This is a genomic window from Burkholderia sp. LFS061 (genome assembly GCF_047978125.1).
Taxonomy (GTDB): Bacteria; Pseudomonadota; Gammaproteobacteria; order Burkholderiales; family Burkholderiaceae; genus Burkholderia; species Burkholderia pyrrocinia_C.
The window spans coordinates 172,982-190,652 of sequence record NZ_JBFPFS010000001.1; the positions used below are offsets into that span (position 1 = coordinate 172,982).

At 68.0% G+C, this 17,671-nt stretch carries 8 protein-coding genes and 1 pseudogene; 6 read left to right on the plus strand and 3 right to left on the minus strand.

Annotated features, from left to right (window positions below; genetic code table 11):
* Positions 1-57: 57 nt before the first annotated feature.
* The 4 genes and pseudogenes from ACNQQL_RS00840 (at position 58) to ACNQQL_RS00855 (ending at position 3,748) form a co-directional block, all read left to right on the plus strand.
* The gene (locus ACNQQL_RS00840; RefSeq protein WP_204421846.1) at positions 58-372 is read left to right on the plus strand and encodes a high-potential iron-sulfur protein; all 315 of its coding nucleotides are present in this window, start codon (positions 58-60) and stop codon (positions 370-372) included.
* Between the two features lie 19 nt (positions 373-391).
* Positions 392-829, plus strand: a pseudogene (locus tag ACNQQL_RS00845) (AMP-binding enzyme); the annotation flags it as partial.
* 217 nt (positions 830-1,046) lie between these two features.
* Entirely contained in the window at positions 1,047-2,117 is a 1,071-nt protein-coding gene (locus ACNQQL_RS00850; RefSeq protein ID WP_347062874.1) for a porin, read from the plus strand.
* Between the two features lie 224 nt (positions 2,118-2,341).
* Positions 2,342-3,748 carry a methyl-accepting chemotaxis protein gene (locus ACNQQL_RS00855; protein WP_347062875.1) on the plus strand — a complete coding sequence of 469 codons (1,407 nt, stop codon included), beginning with the start codon at positions 2,342-2,344 and terminating at the stop codon, positions 3,746-3,748.
* A gap of 160 nt (positions 3,749-3,908) precedes the next feature.
* Here ACNQQL_RS00855 and pbpC read toward each other — a convergent pair whose 3' ends face one another.
* Together pbpC and ACNQQL_RS00865 are read right to left on the minus strand one after the other, a co-directional pair.
* Positions 3,909-6,302 carry a penicillin-binding protein 1C gene (gene pbpC / locus ACNQQL_RS00860; RefSeq protein ID WP_347062876.1) on the minus strand — a complete coding sequence of 798 codons (2,394 nt, stop codon included), beginning with the start codon at positions 6,300-6,302 and terminating at the stop codon, positions 3,909-3,911.
* Between the two features lie 45 nt (positions 6,303-6,347).
* Positions 6,348-12,356 carry an MG2 domain-containing protein gene (locus ACNQQL_RS00865; protein ID WP_347062877.1) on the minus strand — a complete coding sequence of 2,003 codons (6,009 nt, stop codon included), beginning with the start codon at positions 12,354-12,356 and terminating at the stop codon, positions 6,348-6,350.
* A gap of 308 nt (positions 12,357-12,664) precedes the next feature.
* Here ACNQQL_RS00865 and ACNQQL_RS00870 point away from each other — a divergent pair, with 308 nt between their 5' ends.
* On the plus strand, positions 12,665-13,918 hold the full coding sequence (locus ACNQQL_RS00870) for a lipoprotein-releasing ABC transporter permease subunit (protein WP_347062878.1): 1,254 nt from the start codon (positions 12,665-12,667) through the stop codon (positions 13,916-13,918).
* Between the two features lie 690 nt (positions 13,919-14,608).
* Positions 14,609-16,567 (plus strand): Xaa-Pro dipeptidyl-peptidase, encoded by a 1,959-nt coding sequence (locus ACNQQL_RS00875; RefSeq protein WP_347062879.1) that lies wholly within the window; start codon positions 14,609-14,611, stop codon positions 16,565-16,567.
* A gap of 100 nt (positions 16,568-16,667) precedes the next feature.
* Here ACNQQL_RS00875 and ACNQQL_RS00880 read toward each other — a convergent pair whose 3' ends face one another.
* A complete protein-coding gene (locus ACNQQL_RS00880; protein WP_072444437.1) occupies positions 16,668-17,597 on the minus strand; it encodes a 2-hydroxyacid dehydrogenase in 930 nt (309 codons plus the stop codon).
* Positions 17,598-17,671: the final 74 nt, after the last annotated feature.

The window sequence follows — 17,671 nt, forward strand, 5'->3', positions numbered from 1 at the left end:
AAGCATTCCCGGCGCGCGGGGCAGATTTTATCTTTTCATTTCATTCAGGAAAACGACATGATCTCCCGCAATCGCAGAACTTTCATGATTCAGACGGCCGGCCTGTGTGCCGCGCTCGCGGCCGGAACCCGCGCATTTGCGGCCCCGCCGCCCGTCGACGAAAACGACGCCGCCGCAAAGACGCTCGGCTACCGCGCGAAAGCGACGACCGTCGACGCGGGCAAATTCCCGAAGTATCAGGCAGGCCAGACGTGCGCGAACTGCCGCTTCTACAAGGGCGCCGACGGCGATTCCTTCGGCACGTGCCCGATGTTCGCGGGCAAGACGGTCGCCGCCGAAGGCTGGTGCAACGTCTATGCAAAGCCTGCTTGATCCCGGGCACGCGCGCGGGCACGACAAGGACACCGGCTACTTCACGATCATGGGCCGGATCGACGACGTGCTGAACGTGTCGGGCCACCGGCTCGGCAGGATGGAGATCGAGTCGGCGCTGGTGTCGCACGAACTGGTTTCCGAGGCGGCCGTGGTCGGCCGGCCGGACGACACGACGGGCGAGGCGGTCGTTGCATTCGTGGTGCTGAAGCGTTCGCGTCCGGAGGACGAGGAGGCGGCGGCGCTCGCGAAGACGCTGCGCGACTGGGTCGGCAAGCAGATCGGGCCGATCGCGAAGCCGAAGGACATCCGCTTCGGCGACAACCTGCCGAAGACGCGCTCGGGCAAGATCATGCGGCGCCTGCTGCGCTCGCTCGCGAAGGGCGAGGCGATCACGCAGGACACGTCCACGCTCGAGAATCCGGCCATCCTCGATCAGTTGAGCCGTTCGATGTAACACCGCTCGTTCGCGCGGGCGCTTCGCTTCGTCGCGGCGCCGGAGCGCGGTCGCATGCGCGCGCTCCACGCCGGGCACGCGGCCGCATTCCGGCCCGCACGAGGCACCGCCGTGCGTTCCCCGACAGCACGGCATGCAGGCGGCATGCATCGCGTCCGTCGTCGCAGTATTGATTAGGTATACGTATTACAAAACTTGAAAAAAACGGAGACAGACGATGAAGAGCAGGACATGGACGATTTGCACGGCGCTGCTCGGCGCGGCGGCGAGCACGAACGGCTTCGCGCAGAGCAGCATCACGCTGTACGGCGACCTCGACGCGGCGTTGCTTTACACGAGCCGGTCGCTCGACTCGACGACCGGCGCCAACGCTGGCCGCCAGTTCGCGCTGACCGACACGGGCATGACACCGACCAACTTCGGGATGACGGGAACCGAGGATCTCGGCGGCGGGCTGCACGCGAAGTTCAAGCTGGAGAGCGGCTTCAACATCACGGACGGCGCGTTCGGCCATTCGAACGGCAACTTCTTCGGCCGCCAGGCGTGGGTCGGGCTCGACGGCGGCTTCGGCGAGACGAAGATCGGCCTGCATTTCTCGCCGTTCGTGCTCGCGGTGCTCGGCTCGGACCCCCGCAATATCTCGCACTTCGGCGCCGCGCTGATCCCGTACGTCGACAACGTACTCGTCACCGGCCTCTTCAACCCGAACGCGATTTCGTACACGAGCCCGACGATCGGCGGGCTGACGGGCAGCGCGATGTTCGGATTCGGCGGCAAAGCCGGGGACTTCCAGGCGGGACGCCAGTATTCCGGCAGCCTCACCTATACGAACGGCGGCTTCATGCTCAACGCAGCGCTCTACGACGGCAACGGCGGCACGTCGCCGACGCCGGTTTCGAGCACGGTCGCGTTCGTCGGCCGCACGATCGGCACCGCGTATACGTTCGGGCCCGTGACCGGCAAGGCATCGTTCACGAGCTACAAGGTCGCCGGTTCGTTCAGCAACAACGTGTATAGCGCCGGCCTCGACTATCGCGTCACGCCGGCCCTCGACCTGAACACCGGCGCGTGGTACACGATCGATCGCAACGATTCGCACAATCATTCGCTGCTCGCCGCGGTCGGCGCCGATTACAGCCTGTCGAAGCGCACGGGCCTTTACGCGCAAGTCGGCGTCGTCAACAACCACGGCGCGATGAATACGGGCCTCGGCATCACGGGCGGCGCATTGTTCGGATTGCCCGGCACGACGGTCGGCGCCAACGTCGGCATCCACCACGTATTCTGACGCGGCGCATCCGGACGGGCGATCGGCGCTCGCTCGTCCGGCCCCCGCGTCGGAAGCCAGCCGCCGCAAAAACGGGAACGCGCGGCGTTGGCTCGACAATCCGGATTTCCGAACCTGACGTTTACCCGACCTCAAGTCGGCGGCCACGCTGCCGTCAAGTCAGGAGCGCACACCCAGCATCCGTCAACGACCGGGAATGCGTGCCCTCAAGGAGACCCAGCAACGTGAACCTCTTCGGAATCGGCCGCGGCCGCCGTTCATCGCGCGCACTCGTCGGCGACATCGCCGAGCAAGCCGGCAAGCTCGGCATCGAGATCTGCGACGTCTCGGGTCATGTCGAGGAAGTCGCCGCGCGCGTCGCCAGGCAGGCGGAGGTCTGCCACACGCTGCGTGAATCGGCCGCCGTCACGCTGCGCGGCAACCACCGGATCGCCGAAGCCGCGCAGCAGGTGCGCGCCGTCAGCGCCAATGCGTCGAGCGCGGTCCAGAAGTCGCAACAGACGATCGAGGCATCGCTCGCCGACATCCACGGCCTCGTCGAGGGCGTCACGTCGATCGGCAGCCAGATGGGCGCGCTGCGCGACGCGCTCGATCACGTGCGGGCCGTGTCCGAGGAGATCTCCGTCATCGCCCGCCAGACCCACCTGCTCGCGCTGAACGCCGCGATCGAGGCCGCGCGCGCCGGCGAGTCGGGCCGCAGCTTCGCCGTCGTCGCGGCCGAGGTCAAGAACCTGTCCGCGAAGACCGGACAGGCGACGGCCCAGATCGAGACGACCCTCGCGCGCCTGGCCGAGCAGACCGAACACCTGATCGCGGAGGGAACCGACAACGCCGCGCGCGCCCATCGCGTCCGCGAAGGCACGCGCACGATCGGCGAGGTCGTGCACACGACGGGGCACGCGATCACCGAACTCGCCGGCGAGGCCGAACAGATCGCATCGCTGACGGACGAGATCGAGACGCAATGCCTCCGTCTAGAGGAGCAGGTTGGCGAAATGGCGTCCGGCGTCGAGGATTCCAGCGACAACTTCTCGCAGGCCAAGGACCGGCTCGGCAACCTGCTCTCCGTCTCGGAGACGCTCATCGAACTCACGGCCGCGACCGGCATCGAGTCGCCCGACACGCGCTTTATCGAAACCGCGCGGAACACGGCCGCCGCGATCGGCAAGCTGTTCGACGATGCGGTCGCGCGCGGCGATATCGCGCTCGACGCGCTGTTCGACACGAACTACGTGCCGATTCCCGGCACCGATCCGCAACAGTTCATGACGCGCTTCACGGACTTCACCGATCGCGTGCTGCCGGCCGTCCAGGAGCCGGTGCTCGAGATCGACGAACGCATCGTCTATTGCGCCAGCTTCGACAAACAGTGCTACCTGCCGACCCACAACCGGAAGTTCTCGCTGCCTCAGCGCGCAGACCCCGCATGGAACGCGGCGAACTGCCGGAACCGCCGCATCTACACGGACCGGACGGCGCGCACCTCCGTGTCGCATACCAAACCGTTCCTGCTGCAGACCTATCGGCGCGACATGGGCAACGGCAACTTTGCGCTGATGAAGGACGTTTCGGCACCCATCGTTGTCGGCGGACGGCAATGGGGTGTCCTGAGGATCGGCTACAGCGCGTGAATCGGCGCTGGCGGGCCGCCTCCCGCGCGGCGCCCGCACCGGCGCACGAAGTGCCGGCCCGGACAGATCGCACAAGCGACCGCCCGCTCGGGCGACCTGACCGGCTTCGCCGCGTTCGACTGCCGCATGGGCGAGATCGCCGCGATCGATTCCGTCGCCCCTACTGCTCAAGCCCGACCGCCAGCGGCCGCTGGTCGCTGCGGCCATGATCGTCCACCACCCGCACCGTATAACCGCCGGCCGTGCGCGGCTGCCAGAACAGCGCGTCGCCAGGCGCGCTGCGGCCGACATACGCATCGTTGACGAACCAATAAAGCGCATGCGCGCTCGCATCGGCTGTCGCATTGAACGCGATGCGCGTATCGTCGGCGCTCTTCACGCGCATCGCATAGGTACTGCCGCGCAGCGGCGACGTGATGCGCGGCGGGTCGCCGTCCACTTGCCCGGCGTCGCGGCAGTCCGCATTCTGCGGCGGCCGCCGGCGCGGAATGCCGGCCTGCACGAACACCTGCTGCAGGTCCGACGGCCAGAACTCGAAGATCTCCGTATGCGTGCGCTTGCCGCCGTACGGTGGGCAAGCGGCCCTCCCCGTCGCATCGTCGATCACGACGGGCCGGTGCACGGTGCTCACGCGAATCGGCGACGTGCCCGGAATGAACCACGTCCAGCCCTGCTGCGGGCACCATTCGTTCGGCAAGTCGCCGCTTGCAAGACAGATCCGCACGCGCTTCAGGTGCGGCGGCACCGCGCGCGGCGGCTCGACGAGCGTGCGCTCGGCGTTCAGCGCGTCGACGATCTGGAAGAACAGCGGCGCGGCCGCATCGACGCCGACGAAGGCCGTGTTGGTCGAATTGTCGAAGTTTCCGACCCATACAACCAGCACATACGGGCCGAACACGCCGGCCGTCCACGCATCGCGAAACGACCATGACGTGCCGGTCTTCCAGTAGACCGGCACGCTCGACGGCTGCGCGCCGCTCGTCTCGTCGGGGCGCAGGTGCTGGCGCAGCATGTCCATCGTCATGTAGCTCGCCTCCGCGCTCAGCAGGCGCCGGCCGGGCACGGCCGGTTCGTCCGCGCGCAGCCGCAGCGGCCGGAACTCGCCGCGATTCGCGAGCATCGCGTAGAGCGCCGCGAGATCCTGCATCGTCACTTCGCCGCCGCCGAGCACGAGCGCGAGCCCGTAGTGCTGCGCGCTCGCGAGCCGGCGCACGCCGGCTTCCTGCAGGAAGCCGTACAAATCGGGCGACTTGAGCTGCGACGCGACCCACACGGCCGGCACGTTGCGGCTGCGGTTCAGTGCATCGGTCGCGGTGATCGGCCCGAGGAAATGGCCGTCGAAATTCTCCGGCGCATACGGGCCGAACGCGGTCGGCACGTCGCGCAGCACGGTTTGCGGATGCAGCACGCCCTGGTCGAAACCGAGCGCATAGATGAACGGCTTGAGCGTCGAGCCCGGCGAGCGCCGCGCGAGCGTGCCGTTCACCTGCCCGTCGATCGTCCGATCGAAGAAGTTCGCGGAGCCGACCAGCGCCTTCACGCCCATGTCGCGCGTATCGACGAGCAGCGCGGCCGCGTTGCGTACGCCGCGCGTGTCGTTGCGAGCGACGTAGCGCGCGATCTGCCGTTCGAGCGTGCGCTGCAGATCGAGATCGAGTGTCGTCACGAGCTGTGCGCCGGCATCGCCCGATGTCGTGCGCCATGCGCTGCGCGCGGCAAGCGCCTGGTCGACCGCGTGCGGTGCGTCGAACGGCAGCGCCGACAGCGGCCGCATCGCGAGCGGCAACGCGAACAGCGGCTTGAGCGACGCATCGCGCGGGTGCTTCGTCAGCCAGCGCGCGTACAGCCGGTTGCGCGACGTGGCCAGCGCGCGGTTGATCTCGTCCTGCCCGCCGCGCACGCGCCGCGCCGGGTCCTGCGGAATCACCGCGAGCGCGAGCGCCTCGGGCAGCGTCAGCGCGTCGGGCATCCGGTCGAAATAGACGACGCTCGCGGTGCCCGCGCCTTCGACGTTGCGGCCATACGGCGCATCGTTCAGATAGGCTTCGAGGATCTGCCGCTTCGAATAGAAGAGTTCGAGCTGCACCGCGCGCGCGACCTGCTCGAGCTTGCCGGCCGGTGTGCGCGTGTTCAGGCGCCACAGCGAGCGCGCAAGCTGCATCGTCAGCGTCGAGCCGCCCTGCGGATTGCCGCCGCGCACGTACGTGATCCACGCGCCGCGTGCGAGCCCGTACGGGTTGAAGCCCGGATGCCACCGGAACCAGCGGTCCTCGTGCAGCATCACGGCTTCGACGAGCTGCGGCGACATCCGGTCGAGCGGCACCCACAGCCGGTAGCGGTCGTCCTTCGCGAGCGTCAGGCGCAGCAGCCGGCCGTGCGCGTCGGTCACCGCGACCGACGACGGCTTCCAGTCGCGCAGCGGCGGGTGCGGCCACAACCGGCACGCGGCCAGCGCGCCGAACACGAGCAGCGCGCCGGCGATCCAGTTCTGCCAGCGATGCAGCCAGCGGCCGGCGCCATGCAGCGCGCGCCGCAGCACGGATGCGTCAGCCACGCGCGGGCACTCCTGCCACCCGGCACGGCCAATGCAAGCGCGCCGTCATCGCACGCGCTCCACCGTCAGCGTCGTGCCGCCGGGCGCCTGCGCCTGCACGCGGCGGTCGTACATCGACTCGCCGTACGCGGGCGGCGCGACGAAGCGGCCCGCGTTGCTCGCCTTGATCCGGTAGACGAACTCGCGCACGTCGGTGGTCGCGGTGCCATAGATCACCACGCGATCCTCGCGCACGTCCGCGAACTGCGGCTGCCACGTCGAACCCGTCACGCCGATCGGCGAGCGCCACGGTGCATCGGCCGCCGGCGCCGACGCGCCGCCGTCGCCATTGCCGTCGCCGTCCTGCGCGTCGGGCGCCGGCGGCGGCGCGATCACCGGGTCGAAGCCGCCTGGCAGCAAATCGACGATCGCGATATTGCCGACGTTCGCCGAGCCCGTCGCGCGGATCTTCAGGTGCACGTCGATTTCCTGGCCGAGCGTGATCTTGTCGAGCGGCTTGCCATTCGTGTCGGTGTAGTCGCGCACGATCTCGAGCCCGTTCTTGATCGCCTTCGTCGACGTGCCGCGGTCGTAGCCCGACTGGCTCGCGACCCACCACGCGGGCAGCGCGCTGCCGTTCACGAAGTCGACGCGCGACGCACCGGCCGCCCACGTGCCCGAGCGCACGAGGTTCGCCTGGATCGACGACACGTCCTTCGGCGCGGCACCCGCACGCACCTCGTCGATCGCGAGCTGGTCGAGCTGGCCCGCGTTCGACGCCGCATACGCATCGAGCGCGAGGATCGTCATCGCCGACGACAGCGTGTTGTAGCGGTTGTCGACCAGCGGCGCGGCGATGTTGTCCATCGCACGCGGCGACAGCTTGCGCACGCGCTCGGGGAAGTGCTTCGCGAGCAGGTACAGCACGCTCGCGTCGCGCGTCAGCGGATCGATGTAGTAGCCCGCCACGTAACCGCCGTCGGACGCACGTTTGCGTTCGAGCAGCGCCTGCGGGCCCGCGATCAGCGCAGCGGCCTCCTTGTCCTGCTTCAGCAGTTGATACGATGCGGCGAGCCATGCGGCCGCGAGATCGTTCTTCCAGTCGTTCGGATACGCATCCTGCAGGCGCTTCTGCACGGCCGCGAGGCTGTTGGTCGTCACGTTGCCCTGGCGCGTCAGCAAGTACACCGCGTACGCGCGCTGCCGCAGCAGGTCGAGCGAGCCGAGCGAATCGTTCGCCGCGAGCCTCTGCAGATACTGGTTGCCCGCGTCGAGCATGTCCTTCGGCACGACCGTGCCGCGTTCGCGCGCGTCGAGCAGCACGTGCATCGCATAAGCGGACACGAACGGATCGGCATCCGGCGTCGCGCTCCACAGGCCGAAACCGCCCTGCGCGTTCTGCCGGCTGCGCAGCACGCCGATGAACTGCGCGATCGCGCTCGCGTTCGCGTTCGCCGCGTCGGCGCCGGCTTCGGGCGCATGCATCGCGCTCGTCAGCGCACGCACCGACAGCCACTTCGACGCGAACACGCGCGGTACGGCCGCGCTCACCATCTGCTCGCTGCAGTAGTGGTCGAAGTTGACGAGATACGACGACAGCCCTTCGGACAGCACGAGCGGCGCGGTCGAGATGCTCGCGTCGCGCGATGCATACGCGTCGTACATCGGCCTCAGGTTCGGCACGCTCGCCTTCTTGCCCGGATCGAGCCGCGCGATGTCGAGCTGCGTGCGGAACGCGGCTGCCGGCCGCACCGACACGTCGACGCGCTGCTGCGCGCCCTTCGCGCCGTAGCGCGCGCCGAACGACAGCATGCCCGAGCCGAGCGTGTCGGTCGCCTTCACGCGGAACAGCGCGACGCCCTCGTGCTGCGGCGCTAGCGCGACGTTCTGCGTCGCCGGCCCGATCACCTGCAACTGCGGGCCCGTCTTCAGCGTGACCGCGACCGGCACCGGCTGGCTGCCGACGCCCGTCAGGTTGTTCGCGACGCCGACGCTCACGTCGACCTCATCGCCCGGTGCGAGCGTCGTCGGCACGTTCGGCGACAGCACGAAATCGCCGCGCACCGTCGTCGCGCCTTCGAACGTGCCGACCAGGTCGGGCGACACCGAAACCGCCATCACGCGCAGCTTCCCGTTGAAGTAGTCGGGCACCGTGTAGCTCAGGCGCGTGTCGCCGTTCACGTCGACGATCCCCGACCAGTAGACGACCGGCTTGTCGCGCTTGCGCTTGAACGGGTTCAACTGGCGGCCGATCGCGTCGTCGGCGTCGCCGCCGGGCGCGGCCATCGCCATCAGCTTCTCGAAGTCCGGCAGGATCAGGTCGAGGATCTGCGACGTGCCGACTTCGAGCATCCGCTTGCGGAAGAAGAACTTCAGCGGATCGCCGAGCTTGTAGCGCGCGACCTGCAGGATGCCCTCGTCGACGGCGAACACGACGACCTTCGCGGGCTTCGCCGAATGCACGGTGAAGGTGGCGGTTTCGCCCGGCTTCACGAGCGCCGGCGCGTCGACGGTCAGCGCGTTGCGGCGCGTGTCGAGGTTCACCGAGAACGGCACGACGCCGTAGCTCAGCGGGCTCATGAAGATCTCGTCCGACGACGGATCGCGGATGTACTGCACGTTGATGTAGCCGTTGCCTTCGAAGCCGGCCGGCACCGTGATGTGCTGGATCGAGCTCGTCGTGTCCGCATGGAACCATGCGTGCGCATACACCTTGTCGCGCTCGATCGTAATCAGGCCGCTGCCCGCGTAAGGCGCGCGGATCGCGATCTCGACCTGCTCGCCCGGCTTGTAGTCGTGCTTCGCGAGGCTCACCTGCAGCTCGGCGTTGCGGTCGAGCGAACGCGTGACGTTCGCGTCGCCCGCAACCGAATACTCGATCCGGTTCACCGCGGTGCCGTCCGCGCGGCGGATCACGAGCGCATAGCTGCCCGGCTTGTCGGTGCGCAGCGCGAAGTCGAGCCCGGCTGCCGGAATCGTCAGCGGTTTCTCGTCGACCGGCACTTCCTTCAGCCGCGAATCGTATTTGTACGCGCCGGAATCCTGCTTGGTCAGCACCGACACGTAGCGTTCCTCGACGAGCTGCGCGCGCAGGTCCTTCACGTCGATCGCCTTCGCGCCCGGATCGATCGCGACGAGCCGCACCGTGCGCGGGCTGCCGCGCTTCACGTAGCCGAGATCGTCGACCGACTTGTAGCCGACGAGCCAGTCGTTGTTCGACACGAGCGTCTGCGCGTTCGCGGCGACGTTGCGCCCGCCTTCCGCTTCATACGCCTTCGCCTGGAAGTAGAGCTGATAGGTCGCATCCGCGTACTTGTCGAGATCGAGGTCGAACTCGGCATGACCCTTGTCGTCGGTCGTGCCGTCCTGCAGCGTCGTCGTATAGCCCTCCTTCGCGCGGCGCGCATCGAAGAAGCGGTAGCCCTGCCAACTGCGGAACGACGGCCATACCGGACGCAGCGTCAGCGCCGCCGCGACGCGGCGTTTCTCGGCCGGCGTGCCGAACAGGTTCTGCGCATCGACGATGCCCTTCAGCCCCTTCGGCTTCACCCACCCTTCGACGACCTGCTGCGACAGCTTCGCGTCGACCTTCATCCGGTCGGGCAGGAACTCCTTCACCTGCACCGTCGTGCTGCCGATCGGCTCGGCACCCGGCTGGCCGTCCTTGACGATGTACAGGTTGACCGTCCACGTGCCGGTCGGCGACGTTTCGGCCGTCGTATAGCCAATTTCCGTGAAGCCCGTCGCGTCGACGGTCACCGGCTTGCGCTCGACGGTGATCCCGCGCGGGTCGACGATCTCCGCCTGCAGCGGCACACCGGCCGGGCTGCGCGCCCAACTCGCCGCGCGCACGATCAGGCCGATATGGAACGGGTCGCCGGGCCGGTACAGGCCGCGATCCGAGAACAGGTATGCGGACAGCTGCCCCTGGCCCGTCGCGTTGCGTTCGCCGTCGACGTCGAAGCGCGAGAAATCGAGCTGGCGATCGCGGCCGGCCACCGGCAGGAACGACAGGTCGCCGTCCTTTTTCACGACATACAGTTGCGGACGCTTCTCGCGGTCGAGCCCCTTGAATGCGGGGAAATGCACGACGCCGTCGGCGCTGGCGGTCTGCGAGAACAGCGTCTGGCCGTTCACCGCGAGCACCGACACGGTTGCGCCCGCAACCGGACGGCCGTTGCGGATCGACTGGACGAACACGTCCTGGCTGCCGTCCAGCGCGCGCTTGACCAGCATCCCGAGATCGGTCACGACGATCAAGCGCGTGTCGCCGAGCGCGTTGTCGCTGTCGTCGCCGTTGCCGCTGCTGTCGCCCGAATCGGCGTTGTCGGACTGATCCTGGCTGCCGTCGCCCGACGAAGCATCGCCATCCTTCGCATCGTCGGCTTTCTTCTTTTCGGCCGCCGGGTCGTATTTCGACAGGTGCAGCAGGAACACGCCGCGCTTGCCGCCCTTCAGGTACTGGCCGAGATCGATGCCTTCGTAATGCGCCTTGCCGGGGTCGCCGGCCGGGAATGCGCGCTTCTGCACGAAGCGCTCGACGATGTGATCCTCGCTGAACGAATACGACAACTCGGGCCGCGCGTACGTGCCGTTGTTGAAACTCACGAGATGCTGGAGCTGGTCGGGCACCACACGGCCGATCTCGACCTTCATCCCCGGCAGGTTGCGCGATACGACCGACAGCCGCTTGCTGCCGCTCATCGACAGCAGCGAACCGTCGGCCATGAAGCGCAGCAGCTTCGGATAGTCGGGCACCGTGAACGCGGTCGTCACCGGCGCGCCGAGCAGGTAGCCGCCGGCCGATTTCAGGTCGCCTTCGAAACGCACGACGATGCGGTCTCCCGGCGTCGCGTGATACTTGAAGCTTTGCAGCGTCGCGAAGTCGTTCTCGGTCGGCACCGCTGCGAGCGGCAGCGGCTTCGACTGCTTCAGCACCGCGTCGCTGATGTCGGCCACGTTCCATTCGTACGGCGGATCGTCGTCCGACTGATCGACGCCCGGCTTGCGCTTCGGCAGCACCCACGCCTTCGCGCGCGCGGCGAGATCGGCGCTGCGCACGCCATCGGACGTTTCGGCGACGAGCACCTGCTCGGGCTCGTATCGCTCGTTGTCGACGAGCGTCGGCGCGACGTTGCCGATTGTCAGGCTGTAGAGCCCCGGCACGCCGACCGACGCGTGCAGCACCGCCGGCGTGCCGTCGCCGCCGCGCGCGCTCTTCACGCCCTTGTCGACGTCGAGCCGCACCGACAGCGGATCTTTCGGAATCTCGAGCGGTTGCGAATGGACCCACGCGCTCGTCTTCATCTTGTCGTAGTTGACCGTGTAGCGCAGCGGCGACACGGTCTTGCCGTCGCGGCCGACCAGCACGAGGCCGATACGCTTCTCGAACTCGGCCGGATCGACCGGATAGTTGAAGCGCAGTTGCAGCAGCGCCTGCTTCTCCGCCGGATTGTCGGGGTTCTGATAGAACTGGTTGTCGCCCGACTGCGCGGTGAACGCCGGCAGGTCGAACGCGAAATGGTCGTCGTGCATCGTCACCTGTGGCGCAAACACCTGGCGCACCGCGAAACGCACCTCGACGTGCGCGCCGACCGGCCAGTCGGCCACCGGCGTGAAGCGCAGCGTCTTGTCGTCGGCCCACTCCCACGCGCCCTTCAGCGCGGGCGTCATTTCGATGCCCTGCCCGGCCGGCTTGTCGACCAGCTCGATCGGCGCGGCCGATCGGGAGAACGCCACTTCGAGCGGATGCACGGTGATCTTCGGCTTGTCGCTGTCGTCGACCTCGTAGGTCGTGATCGCCGGCGCCTTCACGGTAAAGCCGACGGTCTCGGGCTCGGGCGGCTTCGGGCGATGCTTGAACCAGTACCCGCCGTAACCGAGCGCGGCCGCGAGCAGCACGATGCCGCCGGCATGCCACGGGCGGCGGCGCACGGCCGCGGCGGTGATGCCCGCCCACGCGGGCGCCGTCCACGATACGTCGCCGACCAGCGGCCGCAGCACGCGGCCGAGCAGGTGCCAGACGAAGCCCGCCGCGCGAATCGGCAGGAGCAGCAGGAAACGCAGCAATTCCATTTTGTTATTTCCTTGTCAAGGACGTGCTGCCGGCTGCGGCGACGTACCCCGAGATTTATTGGTCTGTGACGGCGCGGCCCTGGTTGCGCCGTGAATGCTTGGAATGTTTGGTTCGACCGGATGCTGGCCGACATTATGGGTCAGAGCCGAAACGATGGAAATATCGGTGTGTCGGCGCGCGGCGCACGCGAATGACCGGCCGATCGGCTAGCCATTCCGCCCGCCCCTCCGATCTCTGCACGCACTCGCGCCGCGTTCGCTAGAATGCGCGGCTCGACGTGGTTCGTATCGAATTGAAAGGAAATCGCTTGAAACTCCCGTTCGAATGGCAGATCGGGCTGCGCTATGCGCGCGGCGGCCGGCGCTCGGCCGGCGACGGCTTCGTGTCGTTCATTGCCGGCGCCGCGATGGCCGGCATCGCGCTCGGCGTCGCCGCGCTGATCGTCGTGCTGTCGGTGATGAACGGCTTTCGCACCGAGGTGCGCGACCGGATGCTGTCGGTGCTAGCGCATGTGGAAATCTTCTCGCCGTCCGGCGCGCTGCCCGACTGGCGGCTCACCGCGCACGAATCGCTGCGGAATCCGGCCGTGCGCGCCGTCGCGCCCTATGTCGACGCGCAGGCGCTGCTGACGAACGCGGGCAGCGTGACGGGCGTCGCGCTGCGCGGCATCGATCCGGTGCTCGAGCCGCGCGTGTCCGAAATCGCGCGCAAGCTGAAGACCGGGCGCCTGGACGCGCTCGTGCCAGGCGAGATGGGCATCGTGCTCGGCGCCGCGCTGGCCGACGCGCTGCACGTGAAGATCGGCGACCGCATCACGTTCTTCGCGCCCGGCAACAGCGCGCGCATCGGCGATACGCTGCCGCGGTTCCGGCAGTTCAACGTGGTCGGCACGTTCGAGTCGGGCCACTATCAATACGACAGCGCGCTTGCGTACATCCACATCAGCGATGCGCGGAAGCTGTCCAACGTGCCCGCGCCGACCGGCATCCGGTTGCGTCTCGACGATCTGCAACGCGCGCCGGACATCGCGCTGGCGCTGTCGCGCACGTTGTCGGGCGATCTTTATATCCGCGACTGGACGCGGCAGAACCGCACGTGGTTCGAAGCCGAGCGGCTGCAGAAACGCATGCTGTCGCTGATCCTGATGCTGATCGTCGCGGTCGCCGCGTTCAATCTCGTATCGTCGCTGGTGATGACCGTCACGCAGAAGCAGGGCGACATCGCGATCCTGCGCACGCTCGGCGCGCCGCCCGGGTCGATCACGAAGATCTTCGCGATCCAGGGGATGACGATCGGCCTCGCCGGCACGCTGGCGGGCGTCGCGCTCGGCTGCGCGATCGCGGTCAGCATCCCGTGGGTGCTGCCGGCGATCGAGCAGTTGCTCGGCATCCGCTTCCTGACACCGTCCGTGTATTTCCTCAGTTCGCTGCCGTCGAAGCTCGCGGCGATCGACGTGATCGAGATCGCCGCGGCCGCGTTCCTGATGTCGTGCGTCGCGACGCTGTACCCGAGCTGGCGTGCCGCGCGAGTGCGGCCGGCCGAAGCATTGCGCGACGAATAGGCGCGGCGTCCGGCGCGGGCGTTACGCGATGACGTGGAAATCGATGCTGTTGCCGTCGTCCGGCGTGACCGAAATCGTCATGGCCCTCTCCCTCCTTTCAGACTGTTTTTGATTGTTTGCGGATGGATGCCAGCGAAGTTGACACCGATTCCGCAAGGATTGGTGGCCGCGTGCCGTGCGCACACATCGAAACTTTGTTTGACACAAACTAAAAAAGTTTGACACGTAGATTTCACTGAGATAAGTTTGCGCAAGCTTCCGGAAAGAAATCCGGCCAGCCATGCCGACACGCGTCGCGCTTTCCTGCCGTTGCAGCACTGTCGTTCGCAACACCCCCGCCTCATCGCATCGTGCCGTTCCGTTTCATCTGAAACCTGAAGGAAGGTCGGGCATGCCCGCATTTGATTCGCACTCCTGTATTCGTATCACGCTGCCGATATCGCTTCGGCCGCGCGGCCCGAACCGGCCGCCGCGCTAACGCTTTCCGGTCGGGGGATGCAGCCGCCCCGACGCTCGCCGGGTGGCGCGCCGCGCAACGTGCGCCGACACCGGCCGTGGCACCCGGGCGTCTCGCCCGGCGCTTTCGAAGTCGCAGTTCAGCTTCATCCGATGCAGCACCCGGCCAGGCCGCAGGGGGCATATCGCGGGCCGGCCGGTTCCGGACAATCACGAACAAGAATGAGGTCGACAATGAACTTTCATCGAACCGGATTGCGGCGCGCATGGCTTCCCGCGCTCGTTGCGGCCACGACGCTCGCCGCGTGCGGCGGCGACGACGGCGGCAGCGTGGTGGGGGCATCTGCGCTCGCGCAAGGCCAACAGGAGGGGGCCGCCGCATCGGCGGCCGATACGCAGTCGCTGGCGTCGCGCATGTCGCCGTCCGGCGTCCCGTACGCCAATCCGGCCAGCGGCGGACGCTACCGGCCCGTGATCGCGAACGGCCAGGTGCAGCCGTCGCTGTCGGGCGGCACGATCGAGGAGAACGCGTGGGTCGACACGCCGGTCGACTCCGACGGCGACGGCACGCGCGACCGCATCCACGTGCGCATCGTGCGCCCGGCCGAAACCGCGAACGGCGCACGCACGCCCGTCATCGTGCTCGCGAGCCCGTACTACGCGGGGCTCGCCGACAGCCCGAACCACGACGTCGACGTCGAGCTCGACGGCACGCCGCATCCGGCAGCAAGCGCATCCGCGTCGGCATCGACGTCCGCGCGCATCATGGCCGCCGCACCGCAGACGCGAATGCTGCAGCAGCTCGAAGCGGCCGCCGCCGGGCGCTCGTGGATCGAAGGCTACTTCGTGCCGCGCGGCTTCACGATCGTCTATGCGGATTCGCTCGGCACCGCCGGCTCGGACGGCTGCCCGACGATCCTGACGCGCGACGAATCGGTCGCGATGGCGTCGGTGATCCGCTGGCTCGGCCGCGATGCAACCGCGAAGGACGCGAGCGGCAAGACGGTCGTCGCAAACTGGTCGACGGGCCACGTCGGCATGTACGGCGTGTCGTACGACGGCACGCTGCCGAAGATGGTCGCGAGCCTGCGCACGCGCGGGCTCGATGCGATCGTGCCGGTCGCAGGCCTGTCGAACATGTACGGCTATTACCGCTCGGGCGGGCTCGTGCGCGCGCCGGAAGGCTATCAGGGCGAGGACGTCGACGTGTACATCAAGGCGCTGCTGACGAACGCGCATCCGGAGCGCTGCACGCACCTGATCGACGAAGCGTTGCAGAAGGAAAACCGCACGACCGGCGACTATTCGCCGTTCTGGGCCGCGCGCGACATCCCGACCGCGTTCGCGGCCGCGCCGGCGCTCGTCGCGCAGGGGCTGACCGACGACAACGTGCGTGTCGACCAGTCGACGTCGTGGTATCTCGCGATGCGGCGCCAGGGCGTGCCGACGCAGCTGTGGCTGCACCGCCTGAAGCACACCGATCCGACGCGCGTGCCGGCAATGGCCGATGCGTGGACCGCGGAGGTGAACCGGTGGTTTACGCGCTACCTGATCGGTTATGACAACGGCGTCGAACACGATCCGCGCGCGGTGATCGAGCAGGCGGACGGCAAGCTGCTGAAGGAGGCCGACTGGGCCGCGCGCCATGCGACGCCGGTTTCGTATTTCGCGGGCGGCGACGGCGCGAGTACCGGTACGCTGCTGCGGATGCCGACCGGCGGCCCGCTCGCACGCTTCACCGACGATGCGCGCATTACGGCGCTCACGCTGGCGAATGCGCCGACCAGCGAAAACCGCAGCCGCTTCGAGACCGCGCCGTTCACGGCCGCCACGCGCCTGTCCGGCACCGCGACGGCCCGTGTCAAGCTGACCTTCACGGGGGTGGCCAACGTGACGGCGCTGCTGGTCGACCGCGCACCGGACGGCACGGCGACGATCGTCACGCGCGCATGGACCGACCCGCGCAACCGGCTGTCCGACTGGCTGTCGGAACCCGTGCTGCCGGGGATGCCGTACGACCTGAAGCTGACGTTCATGCCGCGCGACTACAAGCTCGAAGCCGGCCACCGGCTGGGGCTCGTCGTGCTGTCCAGCGACAACGAGGCGACGCTGCGGCCGACGCCCGGCACCGGCCTGACGCTCGATCCGGCCGGCACGTCGGTGACGGTGCCGCTGGTTTCGGCTTCGTCGTGAGCGGGCGCGCATGACGCAAAGCGGACGGCGGCCGACGTCTCCTCGACGTCGGTCGCCGTCCGCGCTGTTCTATCTCCGAAAAACCTGATTCAACCGTGACTCAAACGGGCGTCAGCACCGGCTGCCCCGCGAAATGCCGCGCGGCGTTGTCGAGAAACTGCTGCACCGAACGATCGAGCGCCTCGGGCGACCAACCGCCCATGTGCGGCGTCAGCACGACGCTGTCGAGATCCGTCAGCGCGCGCGGCGGCTCCGGTTCCCCTTCATACACGTCGAGCCCCGCACCCGCGATGCGCCCTTCGCGCAGCGCGTCCGCCAAAGCAGCGGTATCGACAACGCTGCCGCGCGATACGTTGACGAGAAAGCCGCCGGGGCCGAGCGCGTCGAGCACCGCGCGGTCGATCATGTGCCGCGTGCCCGCGCCGCCCGGCGTCGCGACGATCAGGAAATCGGCCCACTGCGCGAGCGCGTCGAGCCGGTCGAAATAGCGGTAAGGAACAGGCTTCGCCGACCGGTTGTGATAACCAATCTCGATGTCGAAGCCGGCCGCGCGGCGCGCGCACTTCTCGCCGATCTTGCCGAGCCCGACGATGCCGAGCTTCTTGCCCGACACGTTCGGCGGCATCGGCAGCCCCTCGCGCCATACGCCGGCGCGGGTTTTCGCATCGAGCCGCACGACACCGCGCACCGCCGCGAGCAGCAGCGCGAACGCGTGATCGGCGACGCAATCGTCGTTGGTACCGGCGCCCGTCACGACCGTGATGCCGCGCGCCTTCGCATGCGCGACGTCGATATGCTCGTAGCCGGCGCCAAGGGCGCTGACGAACGTGAGTTGCGGAAGACGATCGATGTCGGCAGCGGTGAGGCCCGTGCTGCCGTTGGTCAGCACCGCGCGAATCGTGCCGCCGTGTTCGGCGATCGCGCGTTCGCGTTCTTCGGCGGTCGGGGCGTAGCGCACGTCGAACGACGCGGCGATCTCGCGATGCGCGTCGCCGCGCAATGCGATGAGGACCAGCAGCTCGGGTTTCATGTCAGCAAGTGTCCGCAGGCGGGAACGGATTTCAGTGTAGCAAGCCCGCATGACGGATGCGGGTTATCCCCACA